7 protein-coding genes are annotated in these 24,226 nt (G+C 44.2%); 5 read left to right on the forward strand and 2 right to left on the reverse strand.

The window, feature by feature from the left end; translation table 11 throughout:
• Positions 1-6: 6 nt before the first annotated feature.
• From GPS65_RS12500 to GPS65_RS12520, 5 genes are read left to right on the forward strand one after another with little or no spacing between them, the layout of a single operon-like run.
• Positions 7-2,676: a non-ribosomal peptide synthetase gene (locus tag GPS65_RS12500; RefSeq protein WP_119124519.1), complete on the forward strand. Its 2,670-nt coding sequence runs from the start codon at positions 7-9 to the stop codon at positions 2,674-2,676.
• Positions 2,669-7,174 (forward strand): type I polyketide synthase, encoded by a 4,506-nt coding sequence (locus tag GPS65_RS12505; protein ID WP_119124520.1) that lies wholly within the window; start codon positions 2,669-2,671, stop codon positions 7,172-7,174. Before GPS65_RS12500 ends, GPS65_RS12505 begins: the two co-directional genes overlap by 8 nt.
• An 18-nt stretch (positions 7,175-7,192) precedes the next feature.
• Positions 7,193-14,425 (forward strand): type I polyketide synthase, encoded by a 7,233-nt coding sequence (locus GPS65_RS12510; RefSeq protein ID WP_238389097.1) that lies wholly within the window; start codon positions 7,193-7,195, stop codon positions 14,423-14,425.
• Positions 14,418-20,828: a type I polyketide synthase gene (locus GPS65_RS12515; protein ID WP_161985430.1), complete on the forward strand. Its 6,411-nt coding sequence runs from the start codon at positions 14,418-14,420 to the stop codon at positions 20,826-20,828. Before GPS65_RS12510 ends, GPS65_RS12515 begins: the two co-directional genes overlap by 8 nt.
• The gene (locus GPS65_RS12520) at positions 20,821-21,828 is read left to right on the forward strand and encodes a phosphotransferase enzyme family protein (RefSeq protein WP_119124523.1); all 1,008 of its coding nucleotides are present in this window, start codon (positions 20,821-20,823) and stop codon (positions 21,826-21,828) included. The genes GPS65_RS12515 and GPS65_RS12520 overlap by 8 nt, the downstream gene beginning before the upstream one ends.
• Positions 21,829-21,869: 41 nt before the next feature.
• On the opposite strand, the gene GPS65_RS12525 is transcribed toward GPS65_RS12520, so the two are convergent.
• A complete protein-coding gene (locus GPS65_RS12525) occupies positions 21,870-23,276 on the reverse strand; it encodes an alkaline phosphatase (RefSeq protein ID WP_161985431.1) in 1,407 nt (468 codons plus the stop codon).
• A gap of 113 nt (positions 23,277-23,389) precedes the next feature.
• Positions 23,390-24,082, reverse strand: a complete 693-nt coding sequence (locus GPS65_RS12530) for an MgtC/SapB family protein (protein ID WP_012009182.1) — start codon at positions 24,080-24,082, stop codon at positions 23,390-23,392.
• Positions 24,083-24,226 lie beyond the last annotated feature (144 nt).

The raw sequence follows: 24,226 nt of genomic DNA on the forward strand, positions 1-24,226 counted from the left end.
GGAAGAGTGATTGAACATGATGATTTTCAACTGAAAGCAGCGGCGAAGGAAAGGGTGAGGGAAAGAGCCTACTGGACATCGATTTTATCAGGTGTCCAGCTTGATGGCCGCATTCCTCATACGGTTTCACAAGCCAAGTCTGCTGCAATGAACCGATCGCTTCATTCGTCCTTCCCTGTGGCTATGAATCATTCGTTAAAGCAATTATGTGGAGAGTCTGATTTGCGCCTGTTTATTGTGCTAACCACAGCAGCTTTTGGCTTGCTTCAACGTTATAGCGGAAAAACTGAGTTGATGGTGACTGTTCCTACAATGGAACAGTCTGCTCATCAATCTGCCATCAATCATATGCTACCGCTTAAGGCAGAAATTGAGCCTCATATGAGCTTTAGCGCAGGGCTAGAGGCAGTGAAACAATCGTTTCAGGAGGCAGTGCGTCATCAAAACTATCCTGTTCATATTTTAATGGATGAGCTTTGGCGATCAGTAGGAGAAGACAAGAAGCGTGTCAATCTAGCATGTGCATATGAGCCTTTGCATGGGCAAACCAACAGAGAACAGCTACATGCGGATGTGCTTATTGTTTGGAAGAAAGAACAAGATCACCTTCATGCTGAAGTTCACTGGGATGATTCCATTTATGATGACCAAATGATAGAGCAGTTCTCCAATCATTTCATGAGATTCACAGAGCAATGTCTCGAAACGTCTGAGCAAATGATGTGCACACATTCATTTTTATCTGACATGGAGAAAAGTCAGCTGTTTGATTCGTTTCAAGGGGAGTCGCTCGATTATCCAGTGGATCGTGATATTGTGTCGTTATTTCAACAACAAGTCCAATTACATCCAGCAAGAACGGCTGTTGTGTTTGGCACCACCTCCTATACATATGAAGAGGTTGATTATTTATCAGATCGCATTGCGTGTAGACTATCTCAAAGTCAGATAACACGTGAGACTCCTGTTGGACTCAGAATGTATCGATCTGCTGAACTAGTCATCGCCATTCTTGGCATCTTAAAGGCTGGCTATGCTTATTTACCAATTGATGTCCATCTGCCGATCGAAAGAATTCGGTATATGCTCAAAAACAGCGGCGCAACAGCTATTGTCTCGGATACAGAAGGACACGAAGGATTGGATATTGAGGTTCATGTGATTCAAGACATGCTTCAAAAATCATCAATAAAAGAGAATTTGACTAGGGCTATCTCACCTTCGGATATGGCGTATGTCCTGTATACATCAGGTACAACAGGGCATCCGAAAGGTGTCGTTATCGAACATCGTCATGTCATTAATTTGGTATATGGAATGAAAACGCGCTTTTTTGATCTGCTCCCTGATCCTCTGCAAGTAGGGATGCTGGCTTCACACATTTTTGATGCGTCTGTTCAAACATTGTTCCCAGCATTGCTCCTTGGCCAGACGTTGCATATTGCCAAAGATGAAGTCCGTATGGACGGGCATGCGTTATGGTCGTTTTACCAAGAACATCACATTCAGCTGTCTGATGTGACCCCCTCTCATTTAAAGCTGATGAACAAGGCAGCCGTGCAATCAAAACAAGACTTACCAGCGTTGAAGATGATGCTGGTGGGCGGAGAGGTGTTCACAAAAGAGCTGATGGATCAATTTTTACAGCATATATCAGGTGAAAAACCAATCATGATTAATGCGTATGGGCCGACTGAATGTACGGTTCAGTCGTCATCCTTTTTGATTCCTCAAGATTGGGATGAGCAAGTCATTCCTATTGGGCAGCCGATGCCCAATGAACATATTTTCATATGTGACGCGCATGGAGAGCCAGTTCCGATTGGCGTCTTTGGAGAGTTATATATAGCAGGCGATGGTGTAGGTCGTGGGTACATCAATCACCCTGATCTGAGCAAGGAGAAATTTATCAAAAAACCAGAGCTGAGCAGCGGGATGTTATACGGTACGGGAGACCTTGCAAGATGGCGGTTTGATGGTTTATTAGAATTTGCCAAGAGAAACGACGGTCAAGTGAAAATTAGGGGGTATCGAATTGAGCTAGAGGAAATACGTAGAGCGATTCTTGATGACCCGCATATGCAAGGACTGGTTCAAGATGTCATTGTCATTCCTAAGGAAGCACAGAATCAGGACCAATACATTTGCGCATATATGATAGCAAAACAAGTGATAGATCAGCGTGCGCTTCGTCAGTCTTTAAGTGAAAGATTACCAGGTTATATGGTGCCGAGACATATCATCCAAATAGAGCAATTTCCTTTGAATCTATCGGGGAAATTGGATATACAAGCACTGCCGAATCCAGAAGATCAGCTTGCAGACCATCAAGAGCCTGTGACCATTCAAGCACATAATGAAACAGAGCAGAAGCTTGTTCGTATTTTCGCTTCTATTTTACAAGTTCCTGCTTCGCAGATTCGTATAGATGAACCGTTTTTTGACTTAGGCGGGAACTCTTTTAATATCGTTGAGCTGTCTAATAAAGTGAAAGAGGAATTCCAGCAGGAGCTGACAGTGATGGAGCTGTTCCAATTTACAACTGTTTCACAAATAGCTGCTCAATTAAAAAACAAAGCATCAGGGCAAGAGAAACAAATCGAAGATGATGGAGAAAATGAAGCGGATGACTTAGAAAGTGCCGCTCAACTGTTAGGCGGGATGATAGATGAGTAAGTTCACAGGATTAGAGGTTGCGGTGGTTGGGATGGCCTGCCGTTTTCCGGGAGCAAATAATATTCATCACTTTTGGGACAACCTTGCAAATGGAAGAGAGTCCATTACGTTCTTTTCGAAGGAAGAGCTGCTTGAGGCAGGGGTTGAGGAAGAAGCATTAGATCATGAGCAATATGTACGTGCCAAAGGAGCAGTCGATCAGCATGACCACTTTGATGCAGATTTCTTTGGTTATTCACAGCGTGAAGCAGAAGTCATGGACCCGCAAATCCGCATGTTTCATGAGGTGGCGTGGGAATCTCTTGAAGATGCAGGCTATAACCCTGAAACCTATCAGGAACCGATTGGTTTATTTGGAGCCGCTTCTGCTAATTTATATTGGCAAGCTGCTTCCATGCTGATGAGAACGAATCACTCATCTGAACAATTTGCGGCTGTTCAGTTAACAGATAAAGACTTCATGAACACAAAAGTATCCTACAAATTGAATTTGAAGGGGCCGAGCGTAGCTGTTGACACAGCTTGTTCCTCCTCTTTGACTGCCATTCATATGGCGGCGCGCGCTCTGATTACCGGAGAATGTAAAATGGCTCTCGCAGGCGGCGTCACGATTACGACTCCTCACAAAAAAGGATACATGTATCAAGAGGGCATGATCATGTCTCCAGATGGGCACTGCCGGGCTTTTGATGGACAGGCAGAAGGCACCGTTGGTGGTGAAGGTTGCGGTGTTGTTGTGCTCAAATCTTTAAAGCAGGCACTAAAAGATAAGGACCATATCTATGGCGTGATTAAAGGTTCAGCGTATAACAATGATGGCGGGCGGAAGGTTGGCTACACAGCACCAAGTATAGAAGGACAAAGCGAAGTGATTAAAAAGGCACTCAACATCAGTCGTGTAGAAGCTGAGAGTATTTCTTATATTGAAGCACATGGCACAGGTACAACTCTTGGAGATCCGGTTGAAATTGAGTCACTAAAGAAAGCCTTTCAAACGGATAAAAAACAGTTTTGTGCGATTGGGTCTGTGAAAACCAATATTGGCCATCTTGACTCAGCGGCAGGGGTTGCAGGTTTTATCAAGACAACGCTTAGTCTGTACCACCAGATGTTGCCACCTAGCCTTCATTATAAAAAACCAAATCCGAAAATTGAATTTGAAACCAGTCCATTTTATGTCAATACAACACCTGTACCATGGACGAAAACAGAGCAGCCTTTGCGAGCCGGAGTTAGTTCATTTGGAGTCGGTGGAACGAATGTACACCTGATCATGGAAGAGGCACCCGCCGCCGACAAGCCGTCAGTAGAAAGAGATCATGAACTAATGGTGATTTCTGCAAGATCGAAGCAGGCGGTTCAAAAATCTGCTGAACAAATGACATCTTATTTAAAAGAACAAAAGCGTGTCACACTATCCGAGGCTGCCTTTACACTGCAAGAGGGACGAAAGCATTTTCCTTATCGACAAGCTTTTCTTGCAGGTCCTGACCGCACATTCCAGTCAGCCGGACAGCCGCAAAAGGCCTTTCAACAGCCTGCAATCGTCTGGATGTTTTCTGGACAAGGTGCTCAGTATGTGAATATGGGCAAAGATTTATATGAGAAAGATCCTGAATTTAAACAAACGCTTCAGACATGTTTTGCCATCATTCTATCTTTATCAGGTGTTGAGATCGAGAACGTGTTATATCCAACAACCGAAGAAGAGTTCACTAAAGCAGAACAACTCATGCAGCAAACATCATATACACAAATCATCTTGTTTAGTTTTGAGTATGCGCTCGCATCGAAGCTGATGGGACTAGGCATACGTCCGCATTATTTCATTGGTCATAGCATTGGAGAAATCACGGCTGCCTGCGTGGCGGGTATCATACGCCTCGAAGATGCAATCCGTATCGTTTTAAAAAGAGGTAGTTTGATGCAAAAAATGCCTCGGGGTGAAATGGCCGGAGTGTCACTCCCTGCCGAAGAGATTGAACAGGATCTTCCTGAAGGTGTCGAGCTTTCTGCGGTGAATAGCTCACAATTATCTGTTGTTTCCGGTCCTTCAGAACGACTACAGATCTATCTCGACCAAGCTGAAAAAAGAGGAGCTTCTGTCCAAACATTGAAAACCTCTCACGCCTTTCATACGAGTATGATGGCTGAAGCGTCCAAACAGTTTAAGAACGTTCTCTCAGAGATCACCTATCAACAGGGCGAGATTCCGATTCTTTCGAATGTGACAGGGAACTGGTTAACACATGAGCAAGCCTCATCCCCTGATTACTGGGCATCTCATATCAGACAGCCTGTTTTATTTAGTCAAGGATTAGAGACGTTATTTGGACTTGGAGAAGTGGTTTTCATTGAAGTGGGTCCAGGTCATACGTTGACTCAATTTGTGAGACGACATGATGACTATGATGTGAACAAAGCAGCGGCTGTTTCATTGGTGAGACATCCAAAAGAACAAGCTACTGATGATGAATATATGAAAAAGGCTATAGGGAAGCTATGGAGTTTTGGCGTGGAACCGAGCTGGAGCGCTGTTAGAAAAAACAAGAATCCATATCGAGTGTCACTGCCAACATATCCATTCGAGCATCAAATATTTCCCTCCCCGCAGTTTAAAGCAGATCAACTGATGACTGCTTTGGCGCCATCAGAAAAGGGAGAGAAATTCTCCGCTGATTTTGAAGACTGGTTTTACATTCCGGTATGGGAGCGCTCTGCACCTGTACTAAAAGAGCAGCATCATCATGGGAAGCGTATCTTGGTTTTTGAGAAAAGTGGTCATATTGGCGACTATTTGAAAGAACGTCATGCAGAGGTTGTCAGTGTCTGTCAAAGTGATCATACGATTAAAGAAAATGACCAGTTGATGAAAGCCGACGTTCATATGCTGTCACACTTAGAGTGGGTTATGGCTGAACTGCAACGATCTGGATTTATACCGGAAGAGATCATCTGGATGCAGGATGAACTAACAGAAGATACAGGTGATCAGCCAAACTACTTATCTGTGCTTGATCTCGTCAGGCTCATCAGCCAGCATCATAACACAACCATCCGGCTTCATCTTGTGACAAATCAAGCGCATGATGTCATCGGAATGGAAAAGGTCAATCCTCTTCAAGCAACATGTACTGGATTAGCTCTGACCATTCCTCAAGAATATCAGCACATTGTATGTCAGCACATTGATTTATGTCAGGAAACAAAGGCGGACTGGCCGCTATTTCTTTCATACGAGATTGCAATGCAAGATCAAGAGGCAGTCGTGGCGTATCGGGGGAACAGCAGGTGGGGTCGAAAAGCTTCAAGTACACCTTTAAGCAAAAAGGAATCGTCCGCGCAGCCTTTCAGGACTCATGGGATTTACCTCCTGACCGGCGGTATGGGAGGCATTGGCTTCACACTAGCTCAACATTTAGCAGAAACGTATCAAGCAAAACTGGTATTCCTCAGCCGATCACAGATACGTGAACGCCCTGCATGGGATGAACTGCGTGATGCGGATGGGAAAGAAGCTGAAACCATCAAAAAGCTGATGACTCTTGAAGAGTTAGGCGCTGATGTACTAACTGTACACGGTGATGTGTCAGATAAAGACGCTGTGCAGAAAGCAGTCGAGCTGGCTCATACAACGTTTGGTGACTTACATGGGGTCATCCATGCGGCAGGAGAGGCAGATGGGAAGATCATCCAAGCAAGAACAGCAGACGATGAAATTCGCATGTGTCAGGCAAAAATCAACGGGACTTATGTGCTGGATGAAGCACTGAAGAATGAAACGCTCGACTTCTTTTTACTATGTTCATCCTTAGTATCCTTTCTTGGAGCGGCTGGACAAGTGGCATATGCGGCTTCCAATGCTTTTATGGACAGCTTTGCCCATGCGAAGAGACAGGAAGGAAAGCCAGTGATTTCTTTAAACTGGGATCGATGGGAAAAAGTCGGTATGGCACACGACTCAGCATTAGCTTCTAAAGTCAATGACATGATGGCGCTCGAGGAGCAGGCGGGAATTTCACCAGAGGCAGGAATCAAGGCCTTTCATGAAGTGCTGCGTCTAGATTATCCTCAAATTCTTGTTTCTGTTCGAGACATGAGAGAGAGAATCAAACACCGATTAACACCTATGCAGCAGGAAGAAGGACCGACTCAACAAACATTGCAGGTCATAGATGATCGTCTAGAAGCATCATTAAGTGATGTACTCCGCTCATTTTTTCCTCATGAACCGGATGTAAATGAGAACTTCTTTGAAATGGGTGCGACTTCCCTTGATCTGCTGCAGATGAGCGGTCATATTAAATCAATTTATGGGATAGAGGTTCCAGTGGTCATGATGTATAGTCATCCAACGATTGCATCTTTGGCTGCAGAACTGAAGAAGATACATGGCGTGAAGGAAGAAAAGCAAGCTGTCACTGAATCATCTAATCTCCGCAAACAGGCGATGGCAGAAGGGAAAAACCGCCGTAAACAGAGATTAAAACGAAAATAGATGGGAGAAATGCAGCGTATGTCTGATCAAGAGCAATGGAGCGAATCTGGACTTGAAATTGCAGTTGTAGGATTAGCGGGTACCTTTCCCGGAGCACCGAATGTGCAAGCGTTTTGGGAAAATGTGTCGCAAGGAAAAGAATCCGTTACGTTTTTCACTGATGAAGAATTAAAGGCAGCAGGTGTAGATGAGACGCTGTTAAAACGATCTGATTATGTCAAGGCAAAGCCATATTTAAAACATGCATCATCATTTGATGCAGACTTTTTTGGCTACTCTCCGCGAGAGGCTTCTATTATGGACCCGCAAATTCGATTGATGCATGAATGCACATGGCATGCGCTAGAAGATGCAGGCTATGAGCCTGAGCAATACGAAGGATTAATTGGTCTTTATGCCGGCGCATCTAGCAATTTATCGTGGATGGGGCAGCATATGTCGTCACTTGCAAAGAACGAAGATGTGTTTCAAATCATGCATCTCAATGACCCATCCTTTGCTTCTCGGATCGCCTATAAATTAAATCTAAAAGGTCCAAGCGTATCGGTGCAAACGGCTTGTTCCACGTCGCTTGTTGCGATCCATATGGCATGCCAGGGATTAATCGGAGGTGAATGTGACCTTGCGTTAGCAGGAGGTGTTACACTTCATCAGCCGCAAATCACAGGCTATCAATACCAAGAAGGAATGATTTATTCTCCTGATGGTCATTGCCGTCCGTTTGATGAAAAAGCAAAAGGAACCGTTTTTGGTGAAGGTGCAGGTGTTGTTGCGCTAAAACGATTAAAAGATGCGATAGAAGATGGAGATTTTATTTATGCTGTCGTAAAAGGATCTGCAACGAACAATGATGGGAGCAATAAAGTCGGCTATACAGCTCCAAGTGTGAGTGGCCAGGCAAGTGTCATTGAATCTGCGTTAGAAATGGCTGAGACAGAACCAGAGACGATTTCTTATATCGAAGCACATGGAACGGGTACGCCTGTTGGAGATCCGATTGAGATTGAGGCGCTTACTCGTGCTTTTCAAACAAAACAACAAGGCTATTGCCGAATTGGATCAGTCAAAGCCAATATTGGGCATTTAGATGCCGCAAGCGGTGTGGCTGGTTTTATCAAAACAGTCATGATGCTGCATCATCGTCAATTTGCCCCGATGCCGCACTTTGACAAGCCAAATCACCGTATTTCTTTTGATCAAACTCCATTTTATGTTGGGACAGACAAAGAGGAGTGGAAGACATCTCATTTGCCACGGAGAGCTGGAGTCAGTGCTTTTGGTATAGGGGGAGCAAATGCTCATGTCATCTTAGAAGAGGCACAGCCGAGAAAGGCAAACAGCAAGGCCTCGTCCAAAGAATTAATCGTGCTGTCAGCTAGATCAACACATGATCTGAAGAACATGACAAAAAACTTAAAGGATTATGTCTCCTCACATCCTGATCTCTCACTTGGTGAAGCAGCTTATACCTTACAAAGTGGAAGAAAGGCTTTCAAATATCGAAAAGCGTTTGTCTGTTCAACGCGGGAAGAGTTATTAGAGGAGTTGCAAGTGCTGGATGAAGAGACAGCAGGCAGAAAAAGTCTTCTTTATAAACGGATCAGCATGAAGCTGACAGGGTATCATGAGTCAGGTTTACGAGAATACATCAAGCTGTATGAGAAAGATCCTTCTTTCAAAATAGAAGTGGATCGAATCATAAGCCTCGTCCAAACTGCGGTACCTATCAAAAAAGACGAGCTGTTCCACCCTGAACAAAGCAGTCAATCAGAAGTGGCGATGCTGATCATGACAGCGGCTTTTGCCAACATGCTAAGAACACTCGGAATTGAACCAGATGGATGGATTGGAGAAGGCAGCGGCGTCTGGACAGCTTTATATGCAGCAGGCGGCCTTGAGCTAAACGATGCGGCATCTATTGTGTACCATCTTCATGACTCCGAGACGGTTAATCAAAGGCTGGCTTCACTGCCTCAGAGGACACTAAAGCAGTCAGTTTACTTGCAGCAAACTGGGGAGGAACTAACCACTTTCGATCCATCATCTGCAAAGGGTCTTCTTAACATGAATAAGCCTGTAAAATCGCCAATCATGGAGCAAGAATCACCAGCTTTGATGATTGACCTTTCAATGAAACAAGGAATTGTCGTTGAAAAGGGAGCAGAAGAAACAACTGAACCACTTGATGGAGACATGCTTCAAATCGCAGGCGTTCTTTGGGAAATGGGAGTCGGCTTAGCCTTTCCTTTAACAGAGGAGAAAAATAGGCAGCGTATTCCGCTACCGGGGTACCCATTTCAGAAAACCGATTTCTCTGCTCAAACAAATACGACGGCAGCCATTGAACCGCAAAAGCCGCAGAATGAACAACGTGTCTATGCTTCACTCGCTTCTTTACAAAAAGACATTCACGACATTGTGCAAACTCATTTTGGGTTTGATCAAATGGATGATGAAACGCCATTTTTCGAATTTGGTGCGACATCCCTTGATATTTCTCAGCTCGCAGCGAAAATATCTGAGCATGTGGATAAACAAATGGACACTGTGCAATTGTATCGATTTGCGACAGTGGCAAGTCTTGCCGAATATTTGTTTAAAGAACAGTCGGAACAGGCTCAAAAACCTGCTTCTCACCCAGTAAAAAACACGTCCCAGGAGCATACGGATATTGCGATTGTCGGAATGGCTGGAAGATTCCCGGGAGCTTCATCGCTAGAAGACTTTTGGCAGCGTCTTGTGAATGGTGAGGAAATGATTCACTTTTTCACAGAAGAAGAGCTCAAGAAAGCAGGGCTGGATGCGTCTGTCTACCAGCATCCGAATTTCATTGGAGCAAAAGGTCGTTTACAAGAGATCGAAGGCTTTGATGCAGACTTCTTTAACTATTCTGCTAGAGAGGCAGAGTTAATGGATCCGCAGTTCAGGCTCTTGCATGAATGTGCTTGGGAAGCGCTGGAGGATGCTGGCTGTGACCCTGATCGAATGGCAGGGAAGATTGGTGTTTATACAGGAACGAGTCCAAACCATGAGTGGCTGACGCGCTTTGTCCATCAAATGGAAGCAACTGAGCAATTCAGCGCCATGTTGTTAAATGATCGTGAGTTTTTTAGCACGCAGCTTTCATATAAATTGAATTTACACGGGCCTAGTGTGACCATGCAGACAGCTTGTTCGACCTCACTTGTCAATATTGGCATGGCTTGTCAAGCTTTATTGAATGAAGAATGTGATGCCGCACTGGCTGGCGGTGTGACGGTCAGTTCTCCAGAAAACATCGGCTACATCTATCAAGATGGGATGATCCAATCAAAAGATGGACATTGCCGTCCGTTTGACCAAGAGGCGAGCGGAACCATTTTCGGAGATGGAGCGGGAATTGTTCTGCTAAAACGTTATGAAGATGCGGTGAGAGACGGCAACCCGATTCATGCAGTCATCAAAGGGGTTGGTGTGAACAATGATGGCAGCCGAAAAGCTGGTTTTACCGCTCCGAGTGTGGAAGGACAAGCAGAGGTTTTAAAAGAAACGTATGAAAAATCAGGTATCGATCCCGCCTCTATCGGTTATGTAGAAGCACATGGTACAGGGACAAAAATGGGAGATCCAATTGAGGTATCCGCTCTTAGCCAAGTGTTCAAAGGGACAGATCCGCTGACGATTCCGATCGGTTCTGTGAAAAGTAATGTCGGACACTTAAATAGTGCGGCAGGGATTGCAGGTCTATTTAAAGCCATTTTGGCACTCCAGCATAAAACGATCCCGCCAACTATTCACTATGAATCACCCAATCAGGAGATCCCTTTCAAAGATACACCGTTCTTTGTGAATCAAAAGGCGTTGTATTGGAAGGAAGCAGATGGTCCGAGAAGAGCGGGAGTTAGCTCTTTCGGTATCGGCGGAACGAACGCCCATATGATCATAGAAGAGGGCTTGCAGACGAAGAAAAAACCAGCTTCTAATCAAAAGCAGCTTCTTGTCTTATCTGCAAAAACAGATACTGCTTTAGCGGAAATGACAGAGCGATTAAAGCAGTATGTGATCCAGCATCCTCAAGTCCCGCTTGAAGATATTGCTTATACATTACGTTACGGCAGAAAGCAATTTCCATACCGAAAAGCGATCGTACTTGCGTCTGCTGATGAATGGATGCAGCAGAAACAGCTTGAAACGAGTGTGTTCCGAAGCAAAAAATGGCGTAAAGCGACCTTTATGTTTTCAGGTCAAGGCGCTCAGTATGCTGGTATGATGCGCGGATTATATGAAACAGAGCCAGTGTTCAAATGGGAAGTAGATAGATGCTTTAAATATGTCATGGAAACGGAGCAAGTGGATTTAAAGGGCATTGTTTTTTGCGAGGATGAAACGAACGAAGACATCACAAAAACATCAAATGCACAGCCGCTTCTCTTTATATTTGAGTATGCATTAGCCAAATTGCTTCAGCACAGCGGTGTTGAGCCAGAATCAATGATTGGACACAGTATCGGCGAATACGTTGCCGCTTGTTTGTCAGGGGTCTTTTCTCTCGAGTCTGCATTAACACTTGTGATGGCTAGAGGAAGATTGATGCAAGACATGGAAAAAGGCGCGATGCTTAGTGTGCAATTACCAGAGGCGGAACTCGTCTCAATGATCGATGAATCGCTTTCTGTTGCTGCTGTCAATGCAAAAGACCTTTGTGTCGTTTCTGGAAGAGAAGAGCATATCGCTACATTTGAAAAGAAACTGCAAGACAAAGGAATTATCACAAGACATCTCCATACGTCTCATGCTTTTCATTCCTACATGATGGAGCCGATGCTTGAGGCGTTTCAACAAATCGTAGAGAAAATAGAATTGCACGAGCCAGCGATTCCGTTTGTATCGAATGTCACAGGCACTTGGGCGACAAGTGAAGATGTGATGACAGCATCTTATTGGACGAACCACCTGCGTGGAACCGTTCGTTTTCATGAAGGTCTATCTCAGCTGTTAACCGATGAAGTACGAGCACTCATTGAAGTTGGACCTGGAAACAGCTTGACGGCTTTAGCGAAACGTCATGAAAACAAAGAGTCTCAACATGATGTCCTGAATATGGTGAGGCATACGAGAGAACAAGCGGATGACCATGCTTATTTCTTAAAGAGAATAGGAGAGCTATGGGCAGGAGGCTACGAGGTTAAGGCGCAGCAACACCCAACGCAAGAGGAACGTCAGCTCGTATCGCTGCCGACCTATCCATTCGAGCGGAAACGATATTGGATTGAAGCAGGAAAACCTGCGTCTCCACAGCTATCCGCGCCTAAGGAAACGAAGAAAAAAGAGATGGAAGAATGGTTCTACCTGCCTTCATGGGAACAGCAGCCGCTAAAACCAGTTTTCGAAGAAGAAACGGAAGAACAAACGTGGCTCATTTTCAGGGAACAGGATGCTTTTCATGAACTGTTTACCCATTCATTTAAGCAAAAAGGGATCAAGGTCATTTCTGTCACAAAGGGTGAAGCTTATCAAGAGCAAGATCAGTCATTTACGATCAATCCGGCAGAAGGTCAGCACTACCGAAACTTGCTAGATTCATTGTCTAATAGAGGCATCAATATCCAGCGGATTCTTCATTTATGGGAGGCTGCGAAAGAAGATGAAAATTCGAATCGTCAAGCAGCTTTTCAGGCGCACATTGAAAAAGGCTATTACAGCTTAATTTTCTTATCTCAAGCGGTGGCTGCCCAAAAAAATATTCGAGAATGCCGTCTGTTTACGATCACTAGCGGAATTCAGCCAGTTACAGGCAATGAGACGATATGTGCAGAGAAAAGTGCAATGCTTGGACCGTGTAAAGTGATTTCTCAGGAATACCATCATATTAAGTGCTGGAATATCGATGTGGAAGACGTGCCAGAAGTCATGTCTTGGAAGGAACAAGTTCTTGTCGATCTTATTGTGCAGGAAATCATGCAGCCTGGAAAGGACCAGCTTGTGGCATATCGTCATCGAAAGCGCTGGGTGCAGAGCTACAAGCATTTGCCGCTGCAAAAAGAAGATGGACTTCCGAAGATGATCAGGCCAAATGGTGTGTATCTGATCACAGGAGGTTTAGGCGGTATCGGATTTGTTTTATCAAAGATGCTGGCGAAGGAAGGAAATGTACATCTTTATTTAACTGGAAGAACGGCATTGCCGCCAAGAAATGAATGGGCGTCATACGTTCAACAAGCAAATGCCGATGAAGCGCAGCGCACGAGAATTGAGAAGGTGCTTGAGCTTGAACGATTAGGTGCAACAGTCGAAGCGGTGCAGGCGAATGCAGGAAATCTTGATCAGATGAAACATGTATTTGATGCCATTCGCAAAAAGCATGGCGGCGTTCATGGTGTCTTCCATGCAGCAGGATTACCAGGAAGTACATCGTTCCGGGCAATCAAAGATATCCCTTCTACACTGGCACAGGGAGAGGATCAATTCCAATCAAAGGTGAAAGGGCTCGATGTGCTAGAGCAGCTGCTGGAAAAAGAACAAGCAGACTTTTGTCTTCTCTTTTCCTCCATTAGTGCATTGCTTGGGGGCTTAGGATTCTCTGCTTACTCAGCGGCTAACTTATATATGGACGCATTTGCAGCTAGACTCAATCAACATAGTCAAACCCCGTGGATGTGTGTGAACTGGGATGCGTGGAATTTCTGGGGTGAGCTAGAATCCACAATTGGTGAATCGATTAACGAGCTTGCGATTTTACCAGAAGAGGGTGCTGAGCTGTTCCAGTATGTTCTGTCTAGCCGGCAGAATCGACACATGCTCGTGTCCACAGGAAATCTTGATGAACGGATAGGTCAATGGCTGTCGCTAGAGTCGAAGGCAGCAGAGAGTGAAGATTCATATGAAGTGTCTAAGCATGAAAGACCAGAGCTGGGCAATCCATATGTGGCACCTCGAAATGAAACTGAAAAAGCGATCTGTCAAGTATGGCAGGATTTTATGGGCATGGAACAAGTGGGCATTCACGACAATTTCTTTGATCTTGGCGCAAGCTCGCTGGATATTGTTCAAGTCACCAATCGGTTAAATCAAGCACTTCAAACAAATGAAGCGGTTGTGACCTTGTTTACGTACCCATCTGTTGCTGAGCTTGCGAAATATATCCAGCCTTCTGAAGACTCGAAGGAAGAAGCGATGGAAGAAGAACTAGCCGTCGTCACTTCAGGTGATCGAAGAGCTCGTTTTAAACAGCAACGGAATAAAAGATTGAGAGGCGGAATCGAGAATGAATGATACAACGAATCACTATCATGGCGCAGAAATTGCTGTTATCGGTCTTGCAGGTCGTTTTCCAGGGGCCAAAAATGTAGATGAGTACTGGGAGAATCTGAAAAAGGGCAAAGAAACCATCTCCTTTTTTACAGAAGAAGAATTACGGCGTGAAGGTACAGATGAAGCTTTATTAAAAAACCCCCGTTTTGTTAAAGCAAAAGGGATGCTAGATGATGTGGATTTATTTGATGCAGATTTCTTTGACTATACACCAAAGGAAGCGGCAATGATGGACCCTCAGTTCAGACTGTTTCATGAATGTGTTTGGACGGCGCTTGAAGACGCTGGTTACGATCCGTTTGAATATAAAGGGCAAATTGGTCTTTATACAGGTGCAGGGATCAATACAGAATGGGTGATGAGAGCACTTCAAGGGGCGGCGCAAGGTGAGGATTCGAAAACACTAGAAGCTGCCGTTCTGAATATGCGTGATTATTTAGCGACGATGATTTCATATAAATTAAATCTGAAGGGACCGAGTATGGTGGTACAAACCGCCTGCTCGACCTCGATGGTGTCGATTCATTTAGCCGTTCAGGCTTTATTAAGCGGCGACTGTCATATGGCAGTTGCAGGCGGCGTGTCCATTCGCCTGCCGCAAAAATCGGGCTATCTGTATCAAGAAGGCATGATCCATTCATCTGACGGACATTGCCGCGTCTTTGATAACAAAGCAGATGGAACCGTTTTTGGTGATGGTGCAGGAGCCGTTATTTTAAAAAATTTAGAGGATGCCATTGAAGACGGCGATCACATTTATGCTGTCATTAAAGGATCATCTATTAATAATGACGGAAATAGAAAAGTAGGATATACAGCGCCGAGTACGAAAGGTCAAGTTTCAGCGATTAAGACAGCACTTCGAATGGCTGAGGTGGAACCTGAAACCATTTCGTACATTGAAGCACATGGAACGGGGACAACTCTTGGAGATCCAATCGAAATTGAAGCGCTCAAGCAAGCGTTTGATACAGATAAAAAAGGCTTTTGCCGCATTGGTTCTGTCAAATCGAATGTTGGTCATTTGAATGATGCATCAGGTGTCGCCGGTTTTATTAAAACTGTTTTAAGCTTAAAGCATCAAGTGATTCCGCCGACCATTCATTTTGAAACACCAAATGAAAAAATTGAGTTTGTCGATTCGCCTTTCGTTGTAAACACAGACTTGACGCCATGGAGCACGCAGGAATCTCCTCGCCGGGCAGGTGTAAGTTCATTTGGGATTGGTGGAACAAATGCTCATGTCATTTTAGAAGAAGCACCTAATACACGTGTTGCCGCAGATAACCCTGAGGAGAATGAACTGCTTTTATTATCTGCCAAAACACCAGCTGCTCTTGAAAAAATGACGGATCGCCTTGCGGACTACTTACTCCAGCATCAGCAGCAAGTTCGTCTAAGGGACATTGCCCATACGTTGCAGACAGGGCGCCATCATTTTCCGCATAAACGTGTCATTCTTGGAAGTAACACGGCTGATATGTTACAAGCGCTCAATCAAAGGTCAAAAGAAGTGGTCAAGACGGCCAGCTCCCAAACATCGAGCCGCCCAGTCGTCTTTCTTTTCCCAGGCCAAGGATCTCAGTATGTAGACATGGGGCGTCAGCTTTATGATAAATATCCAGTCTTTAAGGAAGCGCTGGATCAATGCTTGAATCAATTCAAACAGCATGTCTCAGTTGACCCATTCAGCATTTTATTCTCAACAGAAACAAGTGATGATCGTCAGCTGATCAACCAAACAGAATATACACAACCGATTCTGTTTAGTGTCGAATACGCTTTGGCTAAATTGCTAATTCATTTTGGCGTCAAACCGCAGGCACTGATTGGTCACAGTATTGGAGAATATACGGCTGCTGCGGTATCTGGTTTACTATCTGTTGAAGATGCTGTAGATCTTGTGGCTTACCGCGGACAGCTCATTAGCCAGCTTCCAAAAGGCTCCATGCTGAGCGTTCCTTTGAGTGAACAGAACGTGCTGCCGTATTTAACAGATGATCTGTCACTTGCAGCAGTAAATGGTCCTGAATTGTGCGTATTGTCAGGTGAGACCGCGGCCATTGATGCACTTGCTGAGAAACTGGAGGCTGCTGGACATGGATGTAGAAAGCTTCACACCTCTCATGCCTTCCATTCTAAAATGATGGATGACATCCTGCCATCATTTAAAGAAAAGGTTGCCGAGTATCAATTGAATGCACCGTCTATCCCGTATATTTCTAACGTCACAGGTACGTGGATTGACCATGAAGCAGTGCAAGATCCAGCGTATTGGGCTCATCATTTGCGGCAAGCAGTTCGTTTCCGCGATGGAGCGGAGACATTATTAACGGAGCTTGATCCTATTTTCGTTGAAGTCGGGCCGGGGAATACGTTAAGTGCCTTTATTCGCCAAGCTTCAAAGGAACATCATCAGCAGCCAATTCCATTGATGCGTCATCCTAAAGAAGAGGCAGCTGACGACCGCTACCTGCTGGGAAAAATGGGTGACATCTGGCTTCAAGGGGTGCCAGTTGACTGGACAAAATTGCGAAATCAGACATCAAATCAAAAAGTATCCTTGCCGACCTATCCGTTTGAACGACAACGATATTGGATTGAAAAGGTAGATACAGCCGCATTATCTTCATCCTCAGGTGTACAAATGGTGGTGCCAAAGGATAACAAAAGGCAGGAAATAGAAGAAAACAATGAAGTCCATGCCGCCGCATCGAATGATATTGAGGCAACGTTACAGCGGATGTGGAAAGACATTTTAGGAATTGAAAAGGTAGAAAGAGATGACCATTTCTTTGAGCTTGGCGGACATTCGTTAAATGCCACAGGTCTGATTTCTCAAATTCACAAAGAGTTTGGTGTAGAGCTAACGCTTACAGACATGTTTAACAACCCGACAATTGAAAAGCTTCAAGCATTCATTGAAAAGGCTGAGAAGCATCAATATTTCAAGATTGAACCAGTCGAAAAGAAAGACACGTATCCATTATCTGCTGCTCAAAGACGGACATTCCTCATTCATCAGCGTATTGGTCAAGTGACCTCTTACAACATGCCGATGGCACTGAGATGTAAAGGGGAAATTGACGTCGAGCGCTTTGAGCAGACCTTCAAGCAATTAATTGATCGTCATGAAACATTGCGAACAACTTTTGAATTAAAAGATGGTGAACCGGTTCAGCGGGTCCATGATGACTTCCAGTTTGCTGTTGAAATGACAGAGTCTGATGAAGAAGGATTAGAAGCACAAATTGATGAATTCATTCGTCCATTTGACTTAAAGGCTGCACCATTGATCCGTGTGCGTTTTGTGAAAATCGCAGCACGTGATCACCTCTTATTAGTCGATATGCATAATATTGTGGCGGATGGAGCGAGCATGAACATCTTTATTAAAGAATTTACTGAGCTCTATCGAGGGGAAACCTTGCCGGAACTCACTGTTCAATATAAAGATTATGCAGAATGGCAAGATAAATATTTCCGCAGCGAGATGTTTCAAAAGCAGCAGGATTATTGGAAGCAGCAAATTGGCTCAAATGTGCCAACTTTGACAATGCCATATGATTTCGAACGGAAGGAACAATCCTTCTTAGGAAGAGCGATCAAATTCAATATTGAACCACACATCGTTGAGAAAATTGAACAGCTCGCTGAACGGTATCAGCTGACCAACAACGTCATCTTGTTCCAGCTGTATGGGCTACTGCTTTCACGTTATGCGGATCAAGAGGAATTGATTGTCGGCTCACTTGTGGCTGGAAGACGTCATGCTGATATCGAGCATACAATAGGCATGTTTACGAACTTCCTGCCAATTAAGCTAGACATGGGACAAGACGCAACCTTTACAGAGCAACTGGCGCAGACAAAGCAAGTGCTGCTGGCTGCATATGACCATCAAGAGTATCCATTTGATCAAATGGTTGAACATCTGAATCCAAAAACAAGACCGCACCGCAATCCATTCTTTGATACAATGCTTATTTACCATAATGAGTACGATCCGAATATTAAAATTGAAGCCGATGGACTAACATTCGAAACGCATGAGTTTGCAAAGGGGATTTCCAAACTCGATATGAAAATGGATGTTGTCAGAGAAGTAACAGGGGAGTTAAAGTGCGTCCTTCAGTACAATCTTGCGCTGTTTAAACATGAGACAATGCAAGCGTTTGTTAAGCACTTCGAGCAATTGGTTGAACAGGCTGTTCAAGCACCTGATCAACTGCTCAAGGATTTCGTTGTTCTTTCACAGGAAGAAGAACAAGAAGCAAAAGAGAAAAGGGAGCGTGCAGAGGAAAAAGCACCGCTCGTACTAGCGGTCAGTTCAACATTTACAGCAGACCCAATCGCACCTTACATTCAGTACTGGACCAAACAGTTTGACGTGAAGCTTGATGTTCAATTTGCACCGTATGGGCAGGTATATCAGGAGTTACTAAATGAGCGCAGCCTGATCTCACAGAAGAAAAACGGTGCGAACCTTCTGCTGATTCGTTTAGAGGATATCACTGGTCCAGCTCATCTTTCACTAGAAGAAAAGAAAAAACTGGCTTCAGAGCATGCTGAAGAACTTGCAAACGTTCTGAAATCAAAAACGAAACATAACCTATATTTTGTTGGGATTCTGCCGATAAGTGTTTCTCTTAAAGATACGTTGCAAGATGTGGAACAAGAGTGGATTGATCAATTATCTGAGATAGAAGGTGTGCAATTGATCGACTGCCGCCAGCTTGCGCAGCAATATCAGATAGATGCCATCTTTGATGAAAAAGGAGAGCAAGCGGCACATCTCCCATTCACGGAAGTCTTTTGTGGAGCCATTGGTACAAAAGTCGCACGCGAATTCATTGCATGGCAAGGTGCACCATTTAAGGTAGCGGCCATTGATTGTGATCACACGCTTTGGAGAGGTGTCGTCTCAGAAGACGGTGTAGAAGGTATTGAAATTACGCCAGAACATCAAATGCTTCAGCGCTTTTTAAAACAAAAGCAACAAGAGGGTCTCTTGCTTGTCTTAAGTAGCAGGAATAATGAAGAAGATGTGTGGCACGTGTTTGAAAACCACCCAGATATGATTTTGCAAAAAGACGATATTGTCGACTGGCGAATCAATTGGGAAAGTAAACCGGCACATCTGAAAGAGATGGCAGATTCACTGAATCTTTCATTATCTCAGTTTATTTTCTTAGACGATGATCCTGCTCAGTGCTTGCGTATGAATGAAGAGCTGCCTGAAGTGATGACACTGCTGTTACCTGCCAATGAAAAAGCAATTCCATTATTCGCCCAGCATGCTTGGGCATTTGACCGCTATGATGTCACAGAAGAAGATAGAGGGCGAACAACGAGCTACAAGGCTGAAAAAGCTCGTCAAAAAGAGAAAGCAGAGTCGCCGTCAATGGAGCAATTTTTACAAGATTTGAATTTGAACATGAGTGTAACAGAGTGGGGAGAAAAGCACCTTGCCCGCGTGGCGCAAATGAGCAGTCGCATTAACCAATTCCGCTTAAATGACAAGCGTTTTAATGAACAGCAGCTGAGAGAGCGGATGGAAAATGAGCAGATTCAGGGCTGGGTCATCGAGGCATCGGATCGCTTCAGTCATGAAGGAATTGTAGGGGCAATCTTGGCTCATCATGCAGGGGACACCTTGATCATTGATGCATGGATGCTAAGCTGCCGTGCTCTAGGGAAAGGGATTGAGCAAAAATGTCTGACATGGCTTGCTGAATACAGCCGTCAGCACCAGCTTTCTTCTATTGAATTCACATTTGTATCGACTGGACGTAATGAGCTGTTCAAGTCATTTATGAAAGAGCACCATATGCAGGAGATGGAGGAGCAGCAAACATACCGTATACAAGTGGAAGAAATCGGTTCACTAAGTGATCACATTCAGATCGTTGAGCACCTGTCACCTCGTCAGCACTCGACTGAAGAAATAGAGGATCAAAGGGTGGAGACAGCAAATCATTCAGTTTCTGAAGGTTACACATGGGAAACGATTCAAACAGATCAAACGCTGCACAGCGGCTATGTAAAAGCCCTTAATGTACATGATCAAGAAGGTCTTAGATCAATATTAAAGACGGAACTAACGCAGGATCATGGACTTTACGCACAGCCAACCAATGAACGCGAGGCATTGCTTCTTGAGATTTGGTGTGACATTCTTCATGTGGAAAAAGTAGGAATTGACAACGACTTTTTCGATTTAGGAGGAAATTCTTTACTTGCTGTCAAAATGGAAGTAGAGATTGAAAAGAAGGGTTGGTATGTTGATGATTTGAATTTTGCTGAAAAACACACCATTCGAGAATTAGCAAAATATATGAAGAGGGAGAATCAGCATGCATAAAGATGTAAAAGCCATATATGATGAATCAAAAATTTTAGATGAGGCCACTCATTTATACGGAGTCCAGCGAAGTGACATCCACTTTATCGCAGATGCAGAAAACTATGTGTATGAACTTAAAAAAGACGGAGAGTCTTATATTTTAAAAATTACCCATACCATCCGCAGATCACCTGATTATATTTTAGGTGAAATGGAATGGCTCCATCACTTAGCGAAGGGCGGACTTTCGGTTGCGAAACCAATTGCTTCATTAAATGGCCGTGATATTGAACAAGTAGACGATGGGCAAGGCGGTTCATTTTTACTGCGAGTCTATGAAAAAGCACCAGGCCACAAAGTCGAAGAGGCAGACTGGAATGATGAATTATTTTATGCCCTTGGACAGTACACAGGCCGCATGCATAAACTGACAAAAAGCTATCAGCTGTCAGACCCACGATATAAAAGACAAGAGTGGGATGAAGAGGAGCAGCTTAAATTACGTAAGTATGTCCCAGCCGATCAGACGCTTGTGTTCGAACAAGCGGATCGGTTGATGGAAATGCTGGCAAAGCTTCCGAAAAATCAGGATACGTACGGATTGGTTCATGCGGATCTTCATCACGGAAACTTCCACTGGGATCAAGGCAAAATTACGACCTTTGATTTCGATGATATCGGGTACAACTGGTTTATGAATGACATTAGCATATTGCTATACAATGTGTTGTGGTACCCAGTCATTCCATACGAAGACAAAGCAGCATTTGCAGGGAACTTTATGAAGCAGTTCCTGAAAGGCTATCGTGAAGAGAATGAGCTTGGGGATGAGTGGCTTGCCTACATTCCTGACTTCCTTCGCTTACGTCACGTGCTAATCTATGGCTTGCTGCATCAAGCATTTGATTTGGCTACCATCGGAGAAGAAGAGAAGGGCATGCTCGCTAGTTTCCGCTCAGACATTGAACAAGCAGCACCGATTACGACGTTTGACTTTACAAAACTCAGTCAATCTTAACATCAAAATCCCCGCCTATGTGATGAGGCGGGGATTGTTTTTTATGGGCGATAGGTGGACGGTGATTCAATGATGTGGAACAAATTCTTTCCTTGCTTTGTATTATCGATCCAACCTTGAAATGCTGCTTTCCCAGATCCATATGCATAGACAGGGACATCCTCACCTGTATGAGCAAAGGTTGTCCAGCCCGAGAAAGAACGTTGATTAAAGATGTGTTGAATGCTGAGCTGAATCGCACTGGTCTTCCCTGATAGTGCTGCTTTCTCCACCTGAGAGATTTCCTCTTTTGTGAGCGTGAAATCAATATTAGTGTGAAGGACATCACGTACCGATTGTCCGCCTGCGATTTTCTTTGCCATATACACAGGTGTTTTCTTCGCAGCTAGAATGGGGGCTGGGTCCCATTTATAGCCGGTTTCACTTGTCATGCCGTCTGCACCAAACGAAAAGCCGCCAGTCGCATGATCTGCTGTGATGACAACGAGGGTTTCTTGATCCTTTTTAGCGAATTGAAGAGCCGCTTGGACTGCTTTCTCAAAATCCTCCATTTCACTCATGGCGCCGACCACATCATTTTCATGTCCAGCAGAATCAATGGTACTGCCTTCAAGCAACATGAAAAACCCATGCGAATTGTTTTGATTTAATTGGGTCAATGCTGCCTGTGTCATGTCTTTTAAAGTAGGCACATGCTTTGGACGATCGATGGCTCGATCCAGCTCGTCCTCCTGGAATAAGCCGAGCATTTTCGCAGATGATTGGGAGGTTAAATCATCTTTTGACCTTAGAATGGAATACCCGCTTTTCTTAAATTCTTTCACAAGATCACGGTCCTTTCGGTCAAAATATTGCATTCCGCCACCTAGAAGGATATCAACTTTGTGCTCTCCATCTATTTTCTCATCAAAAAAGTGGTCTGCAATTTGTTCTTTGTTTTTTCGGGAGACGTTATGTGTCCCAAAAGCTGCAGGTGTCGCATCGGTGATGTCAGATGAGACAACAAAGGCGGTTTTCATTTGTGCTTCCTTTGCTGCTTCAACGACACTTCTAAGAGGTTCTTTTTCTTGGTTGACGGCGATGGCATCATTGTATGTCTTTTTTCCAGTCGCCATGGCTGTGGCTGCGGCAGCTGAGTCGGTAATATTATCTCGAGGATCATCTGGGTGTGTGGTCTGCATCCCGACTAAATGCGGGTCCCAGACGGTTTGTGCTTTTGGAGAACCAAGCTTTTCTTGCTTGAATGTGCGGTAGGCTTTGATTACGGGCATCCCCATTCCATCGCCAACGATAAAAATAATATTTTTAGGTACTTTCGTTTGTTTCTTGTCTGCTGCGTTTGTTGATACGGGAGTGACATAATGTGAGGTCAATAGAACAGCGAATACGAGAACTACTAGAATTCCACTCATAAGAAAAATACGTTTTTTACGATTCATAGAGCCCATGAAAAATCCCCTTTTATCATTTATTTCATAATTTGTATTTTATTTGAATAAAGGCATTGGTTCAACCCCTTTTCCTATAAAAAAAGGTGATGAGACTTTTGCCTCATCACCTTTTATACCGTATCACACTTGACGCCAACGACGCCTTCTAGATCTTTAATATCAAAATACACATCAGTTGTATAGCGATCTTTATGCACGCGTACGCGTACTTCCATAATCGGGTAGTTCTTTTCTGTTAAATCATCAATACGAACAGAATGAATGCGAATGTTGAGGGCTTTCATTTCTTTTAAGATATCCGTCATACGGTTTCGATCAGAAAGAGACATTCTGATGCGGATTTCTTTTTCCTGTAAGCGAATCGGTCCAATCCGCTGGAAGAGCCACGGTAGAAATTCGACACTAATCAGAATAAAGAAAAGACTGAGGAAGGCTTCTTTATAAAATCCTGCCCCTGTTGCAACCCCAAGTCCTGCTGCTCCCCAGATCATCGCAGAAGTCGTAAGACCTGAGATGACATCATTGCTTTTTCGCAGAATCACACCTGCTCCAATAAAACCAACACCAGATATAATTTGCGCCGGTAACCTGAGTGGGTCCATTTGAAGCCTAGAGACTCGAGGGAAATTGTAGGCTGCATCAATGCTGATGATGGTTAACACGCAGGAGCTGACAGCAATGACAATACACGTTTTTAAGCCGAGCGGCTTTTTCTTCAGCTCTCGTTCGAGCCCAATAATCAAACCGATTAAGGTGGCCACGGCTAACTTTAAGACTGTATCCCATTCAATCGTCCAAAACATGCGTATCGCTCCTTCACTTCATGTACGTTTCACAACATGTATATGATCCTCTCACAGCCCATATGGCTGCACAACTTCTATTTTATTCAGAAATGGGAGAAAGAAAAGCATTTTATTTAAAAAAGAGAGTCATCCGCTTAAGGC

The organism is Bacillus pumilus (assembly GCF_009937765.1).
Lineage (GTDB): Bacteria > Bacillota > Bacilli > Bacillales > Bacillaceae > Bacillus > Bacillus pumilus_O.